The organism is Mycolicibacterium parafortuitum (genome assembly GCF_010725485.1).
GTDB lineage: Bacteria > Actinomycetota > Actinomycetes > Mycobacteriales > Mycobacteriaceae > Mycobacterium.
Genome location: NZ_AP022598.1, coordinates 771,472 through 788,293 on the forward strand (window position 1 = coordinate 771,472; position 16,822 = coordinate 788,293).

Below are 16,822 nucleotides of genomic sequence, written 5' to 3' on the forward strand. Positions count from 1 at the left end.
CCGCCTCATCCGCTCTGCGCCGGGCGCGCTTTCCTGCGCACCCGTGCGACCACGAACCAGCAGATCGCCCCGCCCAGCGCGACCATCACCACCGTCTGGAACGTCGACGCATAGGGCTCCACCCGGTGCCACTGTGACCCCAGGGCGTATCCGGCGCCGATGAACACGCTGTTCCATATCAGGCTGCCGAATGTGGTCAGCACCGTGAACACGAAGAAGTTCATCCGCTCGGTGCCGGCCGGCACCGAGATGAAGCTGCGGAAGAACGGCAGCATCCGGCCGAAGAACACACCTTTGGTGCCATGGCGCTCGAACCATCTCGCCGATCGGTCCATGTCGTCGCTGTCGATCAGCGGAACCTTGGTCATCAGCGCGCGCATCCGCTCGTGGCCCAGCCGCGCGCCGAGAAAATAGATGATCCACGCGCCGAGCACCGACCCGAGCGTGGTCCACAAGACCGCCTCCACCACGGAGAGCGTTCCGAGCCGTGCCGCGAACCCGGCCATCGGCAGGATCACCTCGCTGGGCAGCGGCGGGAACACGTTCTCCAGAAGGATGGCGAGCCCGGCGCCCGGCCCACCGAGACGATCCATCAGGTCGACCGTCCAGCCGGCGAGCCCGTCGACATCGGCCGTGTCCTGTAGCGACAAGATCTACCTTTCCCTCTCGATGCCCACCAGGGTTTCCCGGTGGGGCGGATCTCAACCCTGGCACGCCGATCGCAGTACCGGACTACTGCGTCCAGGCCTGGGGCCACCGACGACGATCATGGGGAGACCCAGGTAAAGAGGAGGGTTGCCATGGCGATCATGTCGCACCCGTCACAACTGATTTCCTTGGTGCACTGGAGGACTCACCATCCGCGTCACAAACACATCAAATCCGACTGGGACGTGCACGGCCACCCGCACCACTACCTCTTCATCGAGAACGCACTGCTGTCCCGGGAGATGTACCGGCTGTAGACGTCCGGGCTACTCCGCCCACGACCGCCCCGAGCACACCGAGCACCACCAGCGCGACGCCGGCGATCAGCGTGCAGTTGAGCCACCAGTGCAGGCTGTCCTCGGCGTGCGCGACCATCGTCTCGGCCACCACCCGGATGGTGCCGGCGGTGCGGTTCAGCCCCATCTCGACGTAACGGTTCGCGATCTCGATGCCGGCCCAGCCGGCCGCACCCACCAGTAACGCCGAAACACCCAGCGCGGTAAGGGCTTTACCGCGAGACCGGGCCGCAGCGAGGGTCAGCAGCGCGGCGATCGCGGTGATCGCCGCGGCTCCGATGCTGACCCACGGTCCCCAGGTGGCCAGCCAGCGCAGCTTGCCCGGCTGCAGTTCCGGGGTGTCGACGGTGATCGGGACCGTCAATGTCGGCGGCACCTGCAGATCCAGGCTGCCCAGCGTCGCCGAGAACGACGGGTCCGACAGCATCGGTGCGACGTCGATCAGCCACTCGTCGGTGGAGTTTCCGCTCGGCACGGCGCCGGTGAACATCCACCGGTGGGCGATCCGATTGGCCTGCGCGAACTGCCCGGGGAAACCCGAGTTGCGGGTGTAGGAGTTCGCGACCTCGCTGACCAGCGCCGGGTTGAGCTGGTACCCGTTGTCGGCGCCCAGCGCGATCACCTGGTCGGTCAGCTCACCGGCCATCGCGTCCTGGAGCCTGCTGTCGGTGGCCGCCGACGCCGCCAGCGAGGCGTAGCCGTCCTCACTGATCACCGTCTGCTGAACCCACATGGCGGGCACCGCGGCGGCCAACGCAACGGTGGTGACCAGCCACAGCAGCAGCGTGGCGAGAAACCGCACGGGCGCGTCCTCCTGTCGGGCCGGCTACTTGGCGACGCGTTTGGGGCGGATCAGCGCCAGCTTGGTCATCAGGGTGTTCATCCGCTTCAGCGCCCTCGGCGAATTGTTGTAGTAGTTGCCTCCCGCGCCGACGTTGGTGCGCGGGGCGACCACGGTCTCGATCCGACAGTACTTGCGCAGTCCTTCGGGGCCGCCGAAGCGGGCACCGATGCCCGAGGTTTTCCACCCACCCATCGGCGCGGTGGTGCACATCAGGTTCGAGATCACGTCGTTGATGTTCACCCCGCCGCAATCCAGTTGCAGCGCAACGGCTTGCGCGCGCTCGATGTCTTTGGAGAACACGGCGGCCGACAGCCCGTACGGGCTGTCGTTGGCCAGTCGCACCGCTTCCTCGACCGAGCGGACCTTCATGATCGGCAGGGTCGGGCCGAACGTCTCCTCGGTCATGCACAGCATGGAATGGTCGACGTCGACCAGCACGGTCGGTTCGTAGAAGCTGCCGGACCCGGTTCCGCGCTTGCCGCCGGTGAGCGCGCGTGCACCCTTGGCCAGCGCGTCGGCGACGTGGCGTTCGGTGACGGCGACCTGGCCGTCGTCGATCAGCGCCCCGAACGCGGTGCCCTCCCCGGCGCCGACCGCCAGCTTGCGCACGTCGCGGACGACGGCCTCGACGAACTGGTCGTACACCTGCTCCAGGACGTAGACGCGTTCCACCGACACACAGGTCTGACCGGCGTTGAACATCGCGCCCCACACCGCGGCGTGCGCGGCGAGTTCGACGTCGGCGTCTTCGAGCACGATCATCGGATCCTTGCCGCCGAGTTCCAGGCTCACCGGGATGAGCCTGCGCGCGGCCCGTTCGGCCACCTTCGCGCCGGTCGCGCTCGACCCGGTGAACTGGATGTAGTCGGAGTTGTCGATGACGGCCTCGGACACCGCGCGCGCCCCCTGGGCCAGCGCCAGCACGTCCGGCCCGCCGGACTCAAGCCAGCCGCGCAGCAGCAGTTCAGCGGTCAGCGGGGTGCGCTCGGACGGTTTGAGTAGCACCGCGCAGCCGGCCGCCAGCGCCCCGATGGCGTCCATCAGCGCATTGGCCACCGGATAGTTCCACGGCGCGATGATCCCGACGACCGCGCGGGGCCGGTAGTGCACGGTGATCTTCTTGATCGACAGGAACGGCAGCGCCGCGGGCCGCGGCTCCGGCGCCAGCGCCTTCTCCATCGTGCGCACGTAGTACGACGTGATCATCAGGATCAGCGGCACCTCCTGCGCGGCGTCCACCGCGGATTTGCCGGTCTCGGCGATCAGGAGATCCTCGATCTCGCCGCGGTGCCCGTCCATCCAGAGCGCGAAACGCGACAGCACCTTGGCGCGGCCTCGGGGTCCGCGGGCCTCCCACTCCCGCTGGGCGGTGCGCAGGCCGGCGGCCAGCTGGGCCACGTCGGCCGGATCGGTCCAGTGCACGGTCCCGGCGACGGCGCCGGTGGCGGGGTTGGTGATGGTTCCGGTACCGGTGAACGCGTTCGGCTGCACATCGGACGTCGTTGTCATGAATTCCATGCTAGCGACGAATGTGACGCGGATCGCCGCCGAGGTTGACGCCTGTCAAGTCGGGCGACCCAGATGGCCAGGCAAACCATGGCGCTGCCGAGGAACCATGCACCGATCACATCGGTGAAGTAGTGGTAGGACACCGCCTGCCCGACCGCGGCAAGCACCAGCACCACGGACGCCGCGGCGACCGACCACGCCGCCGCACCGACGAGCAGCACGGCCATCGCTATCACGACCAGCGCGAGCGTGGTGTGCCCGCTCGGGTAGCACACCGCACCTTCTTTGAGGCGGCCGAAGCTGTGCTTGGCGAGGCGGGCCGCCATCACCGCCAGAAACGGGGTGATCACGGTCGCGGCGGCCAGCCGCCACCTCCGTTGGTGTGCCGCGACCGCGGCGACGATCCCGCACAGCGTCAACGTCACCCGGCCGTCGGTGAAGAACAGCAGCAGCCCCAGGTTTGGATGGGTGGCGCCGAGGGTCTGGAACCAGTCGTCAACCGGGGTGGAGCCCTTGCCGACCAGCAGCCCGAGCAGCACGAGACCGGCCAGGCCGACCGGCGGCCACCACCGGATCACCGCGTTCAGCGCACGAGTCCCCGGATATAGGCCGCCTGGCCGAGGTGCTGCGCGGCGTCGTCGATGACACTGACCAGCCGCACGCTGGCGGTCACCGGTGGCGTCCATCGTTCGTCGACGATCCGGGCCAGCTCGTCGGCATCGACCGATGCGATGTACTCCAGCGACAGCTTGTGGACGGCGCGGTAGTACCCGGCGAGCAGGTCCGCCGAGGCGCGCACCTTGGCGACCTCCTCGGGAGTCTGACCGTAGCCGTGCGCCTCGCGCGGCAGGTCCAGCCCGAACCGGTCCACCCAACCGTCGCGGAACCACACCTGCTCGACACCGGCGATGTCGGCGATCTGGGCGTCCTGCATGCGCGCGGTGTGCCAGATCAGCCACGTGACGGTGTTGGCCTCGGGGCCCGGCCGGTAGTACGCGACCTCGTCGGTCAGGTTCTCGGTCAGGTCGTCGACGTGCTCGGCCAGGCGGGTGAACGAATCGCGCAGCAGTTCCCGGGCAGCTTCGATATCGGCCATGCCGCCAAGCTACGCCGGGCGCGGGCGATAGGCGATGTCGTCCGTCGTGGTGCCGGGGCAGCCCGCGGTGAACGTCGTGACCACCTCCCCGCGCAGCTCCGGCAGCGCGCCGGCCGCGACGTCCGCGGGCAGCGTCAGCGTCTCGACTTCGGTCGCGACCCCGATCGACCCGTCGTCGCAGACCGCGGGCAGCGGGACCGAGCGGCGGGTGAAGGTGCCGTCGGTGACCTCGTAGACGGCCAGATACGCGTTGGTGGCGCCCGGCGCCCCCGGGATGGCGGCCGTGGTCACGCACCGGTCCCCGGTGCGCAGGCAGTACGTCGCGACATCGCGTTCGGTGACCTGCGGCTCGCCGGCTGGGTCGCGCCGGGTCCTCGTCACGGTGTAGCCGCCGCGGAACGCCGCCGCCGCAGTGTCGGCGCGGGGCGGTTGCGCGGCCGGATCGGGCGCGGGGAATTCGGGCAGCGCGTCGCCGGCGCGCGTCATGGTCGGGGTGACCACGCTGACCGACGGGCAGTCGCCGGTGCCGATCGTCGTGACGGTCGGGGCGGGCGTCATATCCGGTGCGATCGCGATCTCCCAGGCCGCCCACACGTCCCCGGTGAACCGTTCGCCGCGGGGCCCGGTGCAGGCGGCGCTCCCCTCGGTGAAGTTCACCATGGTCCACCGGTCGCCGGCGTAGTCGGCCGCCCGGGGATTACGCAGGGGCGCGGCGGGATCGTTCGGATCGGTGATCTCCCCGCCTGCCGCCACACACGTGTGCTCGTCGCAGGAGGACCGGAACACCCAGCCGGACTTTCCGTCGACCAGACTCTGCGATGGCGCACCGTTGGCCACCCCGGTGCCGTCGTACTCGACGATGTAGGTGCCGTCGAGGTCGAGCACCGGCTCCAGCACGTTCGGTGCCGGTTCGCCGGATGTCGCGCAGCCGGCGAGCACCGCTACGGCAGCCAGCACCGCCGCACCACGCACTGCCCGCTACGCCTTCGGCCCGCCGCCGTGGAACACCGCTTCGACGTTGTTCCCGTCGGGGTCGCGCACGAACGCGCCGTAGTAGTTCTCGTGGTACTCGGGCCATAGCCGGGGCTCGTGCAGCGGCTCGACACCGAGACTCACCGCGGTGCGGAAGAACGCCTGCACCGACTCGGGGTCCTTGGCCTTGAACGCGATGTGGACCTCGCGGTTGGGACCGGCGGCCTCCCCGGCCGACATGTCCGCGATCCAGAATTCCGGATGACCGTCGACGCCGTAGCCGACGGCGGGTCCGAAGTCCATCATCCGGGTGTAGCCGAGCACGCCGAGGACCTTGTCGTAGAAGGTCTTCGACGCCTCGATGTCCGCACAGTTGATTCCGAAGTGGTCGATCACGATCTCACCGTACATTCGGGGTATGACATACGACCTCGTCATTCGCGGAGGAACTGTCGTCGACGGACTCGGCGGGCAACCGTTCACCGCTGACGTGGCGGTGCGCGACGGCGTGATCTGCGCGGTGGGCACGGTCGACGCCGCCGGCAGCCGCGAGATCGACGCCGCCGGACTGCTCGTCACACCGGGATTCGTCGATCTGCACACCCATTACGACGGGCAGGCCATCTGGTCGGACCGGCTCACCCCGTCCTCGGCGCACGGCGTCACCACCGCGGTGATGGGCAACTGCGGCGTCGGGTTCGCACCGTGCCGCCCTGCCGACCACGATGTGCTCGTCGACGTGATGGCCGGCGTCGAGGACATTCCCGGCGTGGTGATGGTCGACGGGCTGCCGTGGCACTGGGAGACGTTCCCGGAGTTCCTCGACGCCCTGGACGCCGGGCGTCGGGATATCGACGTGGCGGCGTTCCTGCCGCACTCCCCGCTGCGGGTGTACGTGATGGGCCGGCGCGGCGTCGACCGCGAACCCGCGACCGCCGAGGATCTGGCGATGATGCGCAAGCTGGCCACCGAAGCCGTGCACGCCGGCGCGCTCGGGTTCGCGTCGTCGCGCTTCACGTTGCACAAAACCGAGAGCGGACAACCGATCCCGAGCTTCAACGCCGACTACGCCGAGATCGAGGCGATCGCCCGCGGCGTCCGCGACGGCGGCGGGGGCCTGATCCAGTTCGTGCCGGACCTGGTCGCCGGGGACTACGAACCGGTGCTGCAGACCGTGTTCGATGCCGCCGCCGACGTCGGCCTGCCGGTGACCTTCACTCTGGCGGTGGGCAACGCCGGGGATCCGTTCTTCCTCGACGCGCTGCGAATGGTGGAGAAGGCCAACCAGAATGCCGGCCCCGACGGCCCGGCCATCACCGCGCAGATCTTCCCGCGGCCGATCGGGCTGGTGCTCGGGCTGGAGCTGTCCGGCAATCCGTTCGTGATGTACCCGTCCTACCGGGAGATCGCCGGTCTTCCGCTGGCCGAGAAGGTCGCCGAGATGCGTAAACCCGAAGTGCGCGAACGGATCCTGAATGACAGCCCCGCCTCCGACGGCCACCCGCTGATGTTCGCCGCGCAGGCGTGGAACTACATGTTCCCGCTCGGAGACCCGCCGGACTACGAACCGTCGCCGTCGCATTCGATCGGCGCCCGCGCCCAGGCCCGTGGGGTCAGCCCGCTGGAGGAGGCCTACGACCGCCTGCTCGACGACGACGGGCACGCGATGCTGCTCGTGACGCTGGCCAACTTCCGGGACAACTCGCTCGACACCGTCGCCGAGCTGATTCGTCGCGAGGACGTCGTGCTCGGGCTCGGCGACGGCGGCGCGCATTACGGAATGATCTGTGACGCAAGCTTTCCGACGTACATGCTGACGCACTGGGTGCGCGACCGCGCGGCGGGGCGGCTGACGGTACCGGAAGCGGTGCGCGAACTGACGTCGGTACCGGCGCGCGTCGCCGGGCTTGCCGACCGCGGCCGCATCGCCGTCGGATACAAGGCGGACCTCAACATCATCGACGCCGAGGCGCTGCGACTACACCGGCCCGTCGTGGTCAACGACCTGCCCGCGGGTGGGCGCCGCCTCGACCAGACCGCCGACGGCTACGTCGCGACGATCGTGTCCGGTGAGGTGATCTCCGAGAACGGGACACCGACCGACGCACGTCCCGGAAAGCTCGTCCGCGGCAGGCAACCGGCGCCGACGGCATGAGTCGCGTTGCCCCCCTTGCTCCCCCGTGGAGCGAGGCGGATGCGGCCGGGATCAGCGGTTGGGGCCACCCCGACCGCACCTACGAGCCGCTACTGCTGGTGCGCTGCCTGCAGCGACTTCCGGCGCTGGCCACCAAGCTTCGCAAGCTGGGCGAGGCCCTCTACATCGACACGCAGCTGCCGCCGCGGATCCGCACGATCGCGATCCTGCGCACATGCGCACTTCTCGGGTGCGCATACGAGTGGGGCGGCCAGGCGGCGTTCTGGGGTCCGATCGCGGGGGTATCCGGCGACGAGTGCGACGCATTGGCCACCGGCGCGGACTGCGATTGGTCGGCCGACGAACGAATCCTGATCGGCGCCGTCGACGAACTCGAGCGGACCGGCTCCTGGGCGGACCACACCTGGAACGCGCTGGGACGCACTCTTTCCGACGAGCAGCGGATGGAATTGCTGATCGCCGTCGGCTGGTATCGCACGATCTGCACGCTGTGCAACGGGCTCGATCTACCGGTCGAGGGCTGGATGCGCCCGTGGCCCGCCTGAGCACAGTGGTCTCTGTCAGCGCAGCGCCGGATGCCGGCTCTTCAACAGCGGCAACAGAATACGGCGAGGCAGGAATTCGAAGATCCGTGCCGGGATCTCGTTCTGCACACCGGGGATCACGCTGCCGCGGCCGGCGGCCAGGCCGTCGACCGCCTTCTTCGCGACGTCGCGGGACTCCACCCACATGAATTTCGGGAACGCCGCGGCGAATGTGCGCTCGTCCATACCGGCCGTCTCCAAGAACTCGGTACGCACCGGCCCGGGGTGCAGCGCGGTCACCGTCACGCCGGTGCCGGCCAGTTCACCGCGCAGCCCGTCGGTGTAGGTGCGCACGAACGCCTTGGTGCCCGCGTACCCGGACTGACCGGGGAACGGCTGGAACCCGGCCGTCGAGCCGACGTTGAGGATCGCCCCGCTGCCGCGCGGCACCATCTGGATCACCGCCCGGGTGGTCAGGTCGATCACCGCCTCGACGTTGACCCGCACCTGGGCGATCTCGGCCTCCGGTGTGGACTCCGCGACGAAGCCGATGGTGCCGATGCCGGCGTTGTTGACCAGGATGTCGACCGTCAGTCCGCGCCGTTCGACCTCCGGGAACAGCCCGGCCCGCGCATCGGCGTCACCGACATCGCACGCGATGACCTCGACCCGCACCGACGAGGACAGCTCGTCGGCGAGTGACCGCAACCGATCCTCCCGGCGTGCCACCAGGGTGACGCCGTGCCCGCGCGCGGCGAGTTCGCGGGCCAGGTCGGCGCCGATGCCCGAGGAAGCCCCGGTGACGACGGCGGTGGAGGTCGCAGACGGTGTCGGTAAGGCCATGTTGTGCCAACCTACGCGCCGGCAGCGGGCAGGATGAGGACATGAGCGTCAAGGTCGACCTGGACACGCTGGCCGAAGCACTCGGCGATTTCTCGTTCGCGTACCTGATCACCGTCGGTGACGACTACCGCGCGCACACCGTCGCCGTCGACCCGGTGCTGGCCTCGGGCGCGTTCGGTATCGGCTCCGTCGGCAACAGCACCCGGCGCAACGCGGCGGCGCACCCGGCCGTCACCCTGGTCTGGCCGCCGCGAGAACCGGGCGGCTACACGCTGATCGTCGACGGCAGCGCCGATGTGACCGGCGACGGAGTGTCGGTCCGGCCGACGGGCGCGGTGCTGCACCGCCCCGCCGTCGCGGGCACTCCGACCGCGTCCGGGTGCGGCGACGACTGCGTGCCGATCACCGGGTGATGACGATCTTGCCGATCGTTCGGCCCGACTCCACGTCGTGGTGCGCTTCGCGCAGACCGGCGGCGGAGAAGTCGGTGATGGTCTTGGTGACCGTGGTGCGCAGCACGCCCTGATCGACCAGATCGGCGGTGGCGGCCAGCAGCCGCTGCTGCTCGATCATGTCGGAGGTCTGATACTTCGCGCGGGTGAACATCAGCTCCCAGTGCCAGGCGATGCTCTTGTCTTTCAGCGCAAGCAGATCCAGACCGGGCGGTTCGTCGATCGCGGTGATGTGGCCGAACGGTTTCACGATCGCTGCGTAGTCGTCGATGTTGTCCTTCGAATGCGGCGAGAAGAGGTAGTCAACCCCGCCGGGGACCGCGGCCAGCGTCTCGTCGCGCAGATGGTGGTGATTCACCACGATGTCGGCGCCCATCGACAGCGCCCAATCCCGGGATTCGTCACGGCTGGCGGTCGCGATCACCCGCACCCCGGTCAGCGCCTTCGCGAGCTGGATCATGATCGAACCCACCCCACCCGCGGCGCCGAGCACCAGCAGGTCACCGGTCGAGTCCTCGGTCAGGCCGAACCGGTCGAACAGCGTCTCCCACGCGGTGATCGTCGTCAACGGCAGCGCCGCGGCGTCGGCGAACGACAGCGAGGACGGCTTGCGGGACACGATGCGCTCGTCGACGGCCTGCAGTTCGGCGTTGGTGCCCGGCCGGGTCATGTCCCCGGCGTACCAGACCTCGTCCCCGACGCGGTGCGTCGTCACCGCGGATCCGACGGCCTCGACGACGCCGGCGGCGTCGTAACCCAGGATCGCGGGCTCCGGCGACGGTGCCAGACTCTTCCGCACCTTCCAGTCGGCCGGATTCACCGACACCGCGGCCACCCGGACCAACAGATCGTGCGGCCGGAGTTCGGGGACGGGGACCGTCACGTCGCGCAGGCTGTCGTCGAGCGAGTCGGCGGCGAACGCGCCGATTGCCGTCATCTGGGGAGTGGTCATGAACACACTGAACTACCCCACCACCGGGTTTCTTCCCGGGTTGCGATCACTGCGCGTGAAAGTATGGCAAACTCGCGCCGGTCTTGGACTGATGGATTCCCGTGACCGTGACCAACCCGCCCGACGAGGCGAGCGCCCGGCAGACCGTGACGCCGCAGGCCCGTACGGCGCTGTGGGCCAGCCTGGTCGGCACCACCATCGAGTGGTACGACTTCTTCCTCTACGCAACCGCCGCGAGCCTGGTGTTCAATCAGGCGTTCTTCCCGGACCAGTCGACGTTCGTCGGGACCATGCTGTCGTTCGCGACGTTCGCGGTCGGCTTCGTGGTGCGCCCGATCGGCGGTTTCGTGTTCGGTCACATCGGTGACCGGATCGGCCGCAAGAAGACGCTGGCGCTGACGATGCTGCTGATGGGCGGGGCGACGGCCCTGATGGGTGTGCTGCCGACCGCCGCGCAGATCGGTGTGCTGGCCCCGATCCTGTTGCTGCTGCTGCGGATCGTGCAGGGTTTCGCGCTCGGCGGGGAGTGGGCCGGCGCGGTGCTGCTCGCGGTCGAACACGGTCCCGCCCGCCGCCGTGGCCTGTTCGGCAGCATCCCCCAGGTAGGTCTCGCACTCGGGTTGGCGCTCGGCACAGGGGTTTTCGCGCTCCTGCAGATCGCATTGCCCGACGACGCGTTCCTGACCTACGGCTGGCGCATCGCGTTCCTGCTCAGCATCGTGCTGGTCGTCTTCGGGGTGATCGTGCGCCTGAAGGCCAGTGAGACACCGTCTTTCGAGAAGGTTCGCGACAGCGGTGAGCGGGCGGCGGTGCCGGTGCGTGAGGTGTTCCGGCCGCCGGTGCTCAAGTCCACCGTGCTGGGCATGCTGTCGCGATGGGGTGAGGGTGCGGCGTTCAACACCTGGGGCGTGTTCGCGATCGCGTACGCGACCGGCACGCTGGGACTGGCGAAAGTGCCCGTGCTGCTCATCGTCACCGTCGCCGCACTGTTGATGGCCGCGCTGCTGCCGGTCTCGGGTCTGCTGGCCGACCGGTACACCCCGAAGCGCATCTACACCGTCGGTATCGCGGCCTACGCCGTCGCGGTGTTCCCGGTGTTCGCGTTGTTCGGCACCCAGGATCTCGGGCTGTACGCGGTCGGCATGGTCGTGGTGTTCGGCGTGATCCACGCGCTGTTCTACGGCGCGCAGGGCACGCTGTATGCGTCGCTGTTCCCGGCGCGGATCCGCTACACCGGGCTGTCGACGGTCTATCAGCTCTCGGGCGTCTTCGCCTCCGGGGTGACCCCGATGATCCTGACCGCGCTGATCGCCGCGGGTGGCGGATCGCCGTGGTGGGCATGCGCGTATCTGCTCGTCACGGCGGTGATCAGCGTCGTCGCCACGCTGGCCCTCAAACCCGCGCCGCTGCACACGCTGTAGCCGCCGCGACTGTGGGGGTTGTGCACGCAGACTCGGTCCGATGCGTGCATAACCCCCACAGTCGCGTCAGACCGGGCAGCCGGCGACGCGCAGCTTCGTGCACACACGTTCGATGATGACGTCCGGCCGGTTGAGCATGTCACTGCTGACCCTGACGACCGACCAGTCGGCCGCTTCGAGCAGCGCAATACGGTCGATGTCCCACGCCCGCTGCCGCCGGTCCATCCAATGGTGGGCGCCGTCGTACTCCACGGCGACTTTCCAGGCACGCCAACCCATGTCGACGCGGATCCGAAGGTCCCGGAACGAGATCTGTGTCTCGGGCCGAGGCAGCCCGGCACGCACCAGGATCAGCCGGGCCCGGCTCTCCTGCGGTGACTCGGCACCACCGTCGACCAGGTCGAGGACACCTCGTAGTCTTGCCGTCCCACGCGCGTCGGGATGCGCGGCGGCGATTGCCTGAACGTCCGCGACGGATACGCGAGTGGCGTTCATCAGCGCATCGAGCACCGGAATCGCGTCGTTGCCCGGCAGTGTCCGGCCCAGATCGAACGCCGTGCGGGCAGGAATCGTCGCGTCCACGCCGCCGTACAGGAACACCTCGTCAGGCGAGACGTCCCACGCGTGCACCGCGATCCCCGGCGGTGCATGCCGGTCGGCGCGCAGGATGTCGGCCGGCCGGGACGCGTCGAGCCACTTCGTGCCGACGACCGCGGCTGCCGACAGACCGCACAGCGTCGCTCCGGTGGCCAGCCAGGCCGCCTCCGCGCGGAGCCGGGCGGTGAGTTCGACGTCCCGCGGGAGATAAATACCGCGGTAGACGGCGACGTGATCGCGGGCGAGCGCTCGCCGGGTGAGGCGTCCGGTGCGCACCGCGGCACTGCCGACAAAGGGTTCCATGCGGCGACGGTCGCCGCGCGCACCGACGAATGTGGGCCTCCCGCACGCTGTTCGGCCCGATCCTGTGCATAAAGCCCACATTGGGGACAACGAAAAGCCCCGGCGCTGCTGACGCAACGCCGGGGCTTCTTCGTAAGGGGACTTAGAAGTCCATACCGCCCATGCCACCGGTCGGGTCGCCCGCAGGTGCGGCGGCCTTCTCCGGCTTGTCGGCGACGACGGCCTCGGTGGTGAGGAACAGCGCCGCGATCGAGGCTGCGTTCTGCAGCGCCGAGCGGGTCACCTTCACCGGGTCGGCGACGCCGGCCTTGAGCAGGTCCTCGTACTCGCCGGTCGCGGCGTTGAGGCCGTGACCCGCGGGCAGGTTGGACACCTTCTCGGCGACGACACCGGGCTCCAGACCACCGTTGAAGGCGATCTGCTTGAGCGGAGCCGACAGCGCGACACGCACGATGTTGGCACCGGTCGCCTCGTCACCGGACAGGCCGAGGTCGTCCAGCGTCGGGGCCGACTGCAGCAGAGCCACGCCGCCACCGGCGACGATGCCCTCTTCGACGGCAGCCTTCGCGTTGCGGACGGCGTCCTCGATGCGGTGCTTGCGCTCCTTGAGCTCCACCTCGGTGGCAGCTCCGGCCTTGATGACTGCAACGCCGCCGGCCAGCTTGGCCAGGCGCTCCTGCAGCTTCTCGCGGTCGTAGTCGGAGTCGCTGTTCTCGATCTCGGCGCGGATCTGGGCGACACGGCCCTGGATCGCGTCGGCATCGCCCGCACCCTCGACGATGGTGGTCTCGTCCTTGGTGATGACGACCTTGCGGGCGGTGCCCAGCAGGCTGATGTCAGCGGTGTCCAGGGACAGGCCGACCTCTTCGCTGATGACCTGGCCACCGGTGAGGATCGCCATGTCCTGCAGCATCGCCTTGCGGCGGTCACCGAAGCCCGGGGCCTTCACGGCGACGGACTTGAAGGTGCCACGGATCTTGTTGACCACCAGGGTCGACAGGGCTTCGCCCTCGACGTCCTCGGCGATGATCAGCAGCGGCTTGCCGGACTGGATGACCTTCTCCAGCAGCGGCAGCAGATCCTTGACCGTCGAGATCTTGGAGCTGACCAGCAGGATGTAGGGATCCTCCAGGACGGCTTCCTGACGCTCGGCGTCGGTCACGAAGTAACCCGAGATGTAGCCCTTGTCGAAGCGCATGCCTTCGGTGAGCTCCAGCTGCAGGCCGAAGGTGTTCGACTCCTCGACGGTGATGACACCCTCGTTGCCGACCTTGTCCATGGCCTCGGCGATGAGCTCGCCGATCTGGGTGTCGCCGGCGGAGATCGCGGCGGTGGCAGCGATCTGCTCCTTGGTCTCGACCTCCTTGGCCGACTTCAGCAGACCCTGGGTGACAGCCTCGACAGCCTTCTCGATGCCACGCTTGAGGCCGAGCGGGTTGGCGCCGGCTGCGACGTTGCGCAGGCCTTCGCGAACCAGGGCCTGAGCGAGCACGGTGGCGGTGGTGGTGCCGTCGCCCGCGACGTCGTCGGTCTTTTTGGCGACCTCTTTGACCAGCTCAGCGCCGATCTTCTCGTACGGGTCCTCCAGCTCGATCTCCTTGGCGATGGACACGCCATCGTTGGTGATCGTGGGGGCGCCCCACTTCTTCTCCAGCACGACGTTGCGACCCTTCGGGCCCAACGTCACCTTTACGGCGTCTGCGAGGGCGTTGAGGCCCCGCTCGAGGCCCCGGCGGGCCTCTTCGTCATACGCAATTGTCTTGGCCATTGCGAAGTGTTTCCTCCGGATTGGGGATGCACGTCTTGTCGGTCGGAATCGATGCCCGCGACGGACGACCGGGGTTGTGCTCGCAGATGCGGCCCCGGCCTCACCGGCCCGACCTAGCACTCACTGGTCGCGAGTGCCAACTGCATTCTTAGCACTCGACCTGGGCGAGTGCAAGGTTGGGGTCGGGCCCTCATCGCGGCCGCAGGCCGTCTTCGATGACCCGCACGACGCGCTCCGAGATGTCGCCACCGTAGACCTGGGGCACCTTGCAGACGACCAGCAGCGCCTTGATCACCGCGACGTCGACGTCCGCGCGGACGGTGCCCGCCCGCTGCGCCGCGTCCAGCAACTCGCCGATCGCGGTCAGGAACGCCGCTTCGGCGCCCGGTGCGGCGACCTCAAGGTCGAGGCCGTAGCCGACCAGCGCGTCGACCAGGCCGTGGTCGGCCGCCGCGCTACGCACCATGTCCTGCAAGAACACGAACAATGCGGCGCCGGGCCCCTGGCCGGCCAGCAGGGCCTGCGCATGCTCGACGATGCGGCGCACCCGATCCTCGGCCACGGCGACGACGAGCGCCTCCTTCGTCGGGAAGTGCCGGTACACCGTCCCGGCGCCGACGCCGGCGCGGCGGGCGATCTCGTCGATCGGCACACCGAGGCCCTCGGCGGCGAAGGTGTCGTAGGCGACCTCGAGGACCCGCGCCCGGTTGCGCGCCGCATCGGCGCGTAGCTGTCGGGTCACGATTTCCCTCCTGGCGAACAGTAAACGGGGCAGGCGTTCCGTATAGTCGGCTTCAACCGGGGCGGCTGCCCCGCTTGACCGATTCTACGAGGAGGCACCATGACCAACCGGACCGCTTGGACGACCGCGGACATCCCCGACCAGACCGGACGCACCGCCGTGATCACCGGCGCGAACACCGGGCTGGGTTTCGAGACCGCGAAGGCGCTGGCCGCACACGGCGCGCGGGTCGTTCTCGCCGTCCGCGACACCGGCAAGGGCGCGCAGGCCGCCGCCCGGATCACCGGTGACGTGGAGGTCCAGGAACTCGACCTGACGTCGCTCGCGTCGATCCGCGCCGCCGCAGAAGCCCTGAGGTCGCGCTTCGACACGATCGACCTGCTGATCAACAACGCGGGCGTGATGACGACGCCGAAGGCCACCACCGCCGACGGGTTCGAGCTGCAGTTCGGCACCAACCACCTCGGGCATTTCGCGCTCACCGGGCTGCTGCTGGAGACCATGCTCGCCGTGCCCGGGTCACGGGTCGTCACGGTCAGCAGCAACGGTCACAAGATGGGTGGCGCGATCCACTGGGACGATCTGCAGTGGGAGCGCCGCTACAACCGGATGAGCGCGTATTCGCAGTCCAAGCTGGCCAACCTGATGTTCACCTACGAGCTGCAGCGCCGGCTGGCGCCCCGCGGGACGACGGTCGCCGTCGCCGCGCATCCCGGTACGTCGAGCACCGAGCTGGGCCGCAACCTGCCCCAGGCCCTGCAGCCCGCGGTGAACCGGGCCGCGGCGCTGCTCGCACAGAGCGCGGCGGCCGGTGCGTTGCCGACGCTGCGCGCGGCAACCGACCCCGGCGTGCTGGGCGGCCAGTACTACGGTCCCGACGGCATCGGCCAGCAGCGCGGCAATCCGGTCGTCGTCGCGTCCAACGCGCTGTCCTACGACCTCGCTCAGCAGCGCCGGCTGTGGGCCGTCTCCGAGGAGCTGACAAAGGTGTCGTTCCCGGTCCCGGTCAGCGCCTGACGCGGCAGACTGGCGGGATGTCGCTGGTCGTCCCCCCGTATCCGCCGCCGCGCTACACCGCCGACGAGCCCGAGGTGAGCGCTTGGCTCAAACGCGCCGACGCCCCGCCGGACTACGACGCGTTCGGACACATCCAGTACCACTACCTGGCCGACCAATCCGACACCGACGGCGACTACGGCCTGTACCGGGTGCAGATCGCACCGCGCGGCGGCGGCCCGGGCCCGCACTTCCACCGCGGCATGTCCGAGGCGTTCTACGTGCTGTCCGGAACGCTGTCGCTGTACAACGGCACCGAGTGGGTGGACGGGAACACCGGCGATTTCCTCTACGTGCCGCCGGGCGGCATCCACGGCTTCCGCAACGAAGCCGACGAGCCGGCGTCCATCCTGATCCTGTTCGCCCCCGGCGCGCCGCGCGAGCACTACTTCGAGGGGCTGCCGCACATCGGCGAGCTCAGCGACGAGGAACGCCGCGAGTGGTTCGCCAAGCACGACAACCACTGGGTGGAGTGACCGGAGCGGTGTAAACCCCCAGCACGCGCGGGACACGCCGCGCCGGACACGCCGCAGAGATGCGGTCGCGGAACCGGTTGCCCTAGACTGCATTCCGGTCGCCGCCGG

General features: G+C 69.1%; 18 protein-coding genes. 6 read left to right on the forward strand and 12 right to left on the reverse strand.

Going from position 1 to position 16,822, the window contains the following annotated elements; genetic code table 11:
- Positions 1-5 precede the first annotated feature (5 nt).
- From NTM_RS03575 to NTM_RS03605, 7 genes are all read right to left on the reverse strand, one after another.
- Positions 6-650 (reverse strand): DedA family protein, encoded by a 645-nt coding sequence (locus tag NTM_RS03575; protein WP_163765479.1) that lies wholly within the window; start codon positions 648-650, stop codon positions 6-8.
- A gap of 271 nt (positions 651-921) precedes the next feature.
- A complete protein-coding gene (locus NTM_RS03580) occupies positions 922-1,806 on the reverse strand; it encodes a hypothetical protein (RefSeq protein WP_163765480.1) in 885 nt (294 codons plus the stop codon).
- Between the two features lie 24 nt (positions 1,807-1,830).
- The gene (locus tag NTM_RS03585) at positions 1,831-3,357 is read right to left on the reverse strand and encodes an aldehyde dehydrogenase family protein (protein WP_163765481.1); all 1,527 of its coding nucleotides are present in this window, start codon (positions 3,355-3,357) and stop codon (positions 1,831-1,833) included.
- The gene (locus tag NTM_RS03590; protein ID WP_232079609.1) at positions 3,354-3,935 is read right to left on the reverse strand and encodes a phosphatase PAP2 family protein; all 582 of its coding nucleotides are present in this window, start codon (positions 3,933-3,935) and stop codon (positions 3,354-3,356) included. The genes NTM_RS03585 and NTM_RS03590 overlap by 4 nt, the downstream gene beginning before the upstream one ends.
- Before the next feature lie 5 nt (positions 3,936-3,940).
- Positions 3,941-4,453 carry a mycothiol transferase gene (locus NTM_RS03595; RefSeq protein WP_104861807.1) on the reverse strand — a complete coding sequence of 171 codons (513 nt, stop codon included), beginning with the start codon at positions 4,451-4,453 and terminating at the stop codon, positions 3,941-3,943.
- Positions 4,454-4,462: 9 nt separating this feature from the next.
- Entirely contained in the window at positions 4,463-5,410 is a 948-nt protein-coding gene (locus NTM_RS03600) for a hypothetical protein (protein WP_142407133.1), read from the reverse strand.
- Positions 5,411-5,431: 21 nt separating this feature from the next.
- The gene (locus tag NTM_RS03605; RefSeq protein WP_163765482.1) at positions 5,432-5,821 is read right to left on the reverse strand and encodes a VOC family protein; all 390 of its coding nucleotides are present in this window, start codon (positions 5,819-5,821) and stop codon (positions 5,432-5,434) included.
- A 22-nt stretch (positions 5,822-5,843) separates the two neighbouring features.
- On the opposite strand from NTM_RS03605, the gene NTM_RS03610 reads away from it, so the two are divergent.
- Entirely contained in the window at positions 5,844-7,580 is a 1,737-nt protein-coding gene (locus tag NTM_RS03610; RefSeq protein ID WP_163765483.1) for an N-acyl-D-amino-acid deacylase family protein, read from the forward strand.
- Positions 7,577-8,125: a carboxymuconolactone decarboxylase family protein gene (locus tag NTM_RS03615; RefSeq protein WP_163765484.1), complete on the forward strand. Its 549-nt coding sequence runs from the start codon at positions 7,577-7,579 to the stop codon at positions 8,123-8,125. The genes NTM_RS03610 and NTM_RS03615 overlap by 4 nt, the downstream gene beginning before the upstream one ends.
- A gap of 15 nt (positions 8,126-8,140) precedes the next feature.
- On the opposite strand, the gene NTM_RS03620 is transcribed toward NTM_RS03615, so the two are convergent.
- Positions 8,141-8,947, reverse strand: coding sequence for an SDR family NAD(P)-dependent oxidoreductase (locus tag NTM_RS03620; RefSeq protein WP_104861803.1), 807 nt, complete (start codon positions 8,945-8,947; stop codon positions 8,141-8,143).
- A gap of 41 nt (positions 8,948-8,988) precedes the next feature.
- Here NTM_RS03620 and NTM_RS03625 point away from each other — a divergent pair, with 41 nt between their 5' ends.
- Positions 8,989-9,360 carry a hypothetical protein gene (locus NTM_RS03625; protein WP_104861802.1) on the forward strand — a complete coding sequence of 124 codons (372 nt, stop codon included), beginning with the start codon at positions 8,989-8,991 and terminating at the stop codon, positions 9,358-9,360.
- Here NTM_RS03625 and NTM_RS03630 read toward each other — a convergent pair.
- Positions 9,350-10,351: a zinc-binding alcohol dehydrogenase family protein gene (locus NTM_RS03630; RefSeq protein WP_163765485.1), complete on the reverse strand. Its 1,002-nt coding sequence runs from the start codon at positions 10,349-10,351 to the stop codon at positions 9,350-9,352. The genes NTM_RS03625 and NTM_RS03630 overlap by 11 nt on opposite strands.
- Before the next feature lie 101 nt (positions 10,352-10,452).
- On the opposite strand from NTM_RS03630, the gene NTM_RS03635 reads away from it, so the two are divergent.
- A complete protein-coding gene (locus NTM_RS03635; RefSeq protein WP_163765486.1) occupies positions 10,453-11,772 on the forward strand; it encodes an MFS transporter in 1,320 nt (439 codons plus the stop codon).
- A 66-nt stretch (positions 11,773-11,838) separates the two neighbouring features.
- Here NTM_RS03635 and NTM_RS03640 read toward each other — a convergent pair whose 3' ends face one another.
- The 3 genes from NTM_RS03640 to NTM_RS03650 all read right to left on the reverse strand — a co-directional run bounded on the left by NTM_RS03640 (position 11,839) and on the right by NTM_RS03650 (position 15,182).
- Positions 11,839-12,672, reverse strand: coding sequence for an endonuclease domain-containing protein (locus NTM_RS03640; protein ID WP_163765487.1), 834 nt, complete (start codon positions 12,670-12,672; stop codon positions 11,839-11,841).
- A gap of 142 nt (positions 12,673-12,814) precedes the next feature.
- Complete coding sequence (gene groL, locus NTM_RS03645; RefSeq protein ID WP_104861799.1) at positions 12,815-14,440, reverse strand: chaperonin GroEL; 1,626 nt, start codon at positions 14,438-14,440, stop codon at positions 12,815-12,817.
- Positions 14,441-14,630: 190 nt separating this feature from the next.
- The gene (locus NTM_RS03650; RefSeq protein WP_163765488.1) at positions 14,631-15,182 is read right to left on the reverse strand and encodes a TetR/AcrR family transcriptional regulator; all 552 of its coding nucleotides are present in this window, start codon (positions 15,180-15,182) and stop codon (positions 14,631-14,633) included.
- A 99-nt stretch (positions 15,183-15,281) separates the two neighbouring features.
- On the opposite strand from NTM_RS03650, the gene NTM_RS03655 reads away from it, so the two are divergent.
- Positions 15,282-16,199 carry an SDR family NAD(P)-dependent oxidoreductase gene (locus tag NTM_RS03655; protein ID WP_163765489.1) on the forward strand — a complete coding sequence of 306 codons (918 nt, stop codon included), beginning with the start codon at positions 15,282-15,284 and terminating at the stop codon, positions 16,197-16,199.
- A gap of 17 nt (positions 16,200-16,216) precedes the next feature.
- The gene (locus NTM_RS03660) at positions 16,217-16,714 is read left to right on the forward strand and encodes a cupin domain-containing protein (RefSeq protein WP_163765490.1); all 498 of its coding nucleotides are present in this window, start codon (positions 16,217-16,219) and stop codon (positions 16,712-16,714) included.
- Positions 16,715-16,822 lie beyond the last annotated feature (108 nt).

Excerpts from the sequence above, each read along its gene's own strand:
- NTM_RS03585 (WP_163765481.1), bottom strand. The coding sequence starts at position 3,357 with ATGACAACGACGTCCGATGTGCAGCCGAACGCGTTCACCGGTACCGGA.
- NTM_RS03595 (WP_104861807.1), bottom strand. The coding sequence starts at position 4,453 with ATGGCCGATATCGAAGCTGCCCGGGAACTGCTGCGCGATTCGTTCACC.
- NTM_RS03610 (WP_163765483.1), top strand. The coding sequence starts at position 5,844 with ATGACATACGACCTCGTCATTCGCGGAGGAACTGTCGTCGACGGACTC.
- NTM_RS03615 (WP_163765484.1), top strand. The coding sequence starts at position 7,577 with ATGAGTCGCGTTGCCCCCCTTGCTCCCCCGTGGAGCGAGGCGGATGCG.
- NTM_RS03620 (WP_104861803.1), bottom strand. The coding sequence starts at position 8,947 with ATGGCCTTACCGACACCGTCTGCGACCTCCACCGCCGTCGTCACCGGG.
- NTM_RS03625 (WP_104861802.1), top strand. The coding sequence starts at position 8,989 with ATGAGCGTCAAGGTCGACCTGGACACGCTGGCCGAAGCACTCGGCGAT.
- NTM_RS03630 (WP_163765485.1), bottom strand. The coding sequence starts at position 10,351 with ATGACCACTCCCCAGATGACGGCAATCGGCGCGTTCGCCGCCGACTCG.
- NTM_RS03640 (WP_163765487.1), bottom strand. The coding sequence starts at position 12,672 with ATGGAACCCTTTGTCGGCAGTGCCGCGGTGCGCACCGGACGCCTCACC.
- groL (WP_104861799.1), bottom strand. The coding sequence starts at position 14,440 with ATGGCCAAGACAATTGCGTATGACGAAGAGGCCCGCCGGGGCCTCGAG.
- NTM_RS03655 (WP_163765489.1), top strand. The coding sequence starts at position 15,282 with ATGACCAACCGGACCGCTTGGACGACCGCGGACATCCCCGACCAGACC.
- NTM_RS03660 (WP_163765490.1), top strand. The coding sequence starts at position 16,217 with ATGTCGCTGGTCGTCCCCCCGTATCCGCCGCCGCGCTACACCGCCGAC.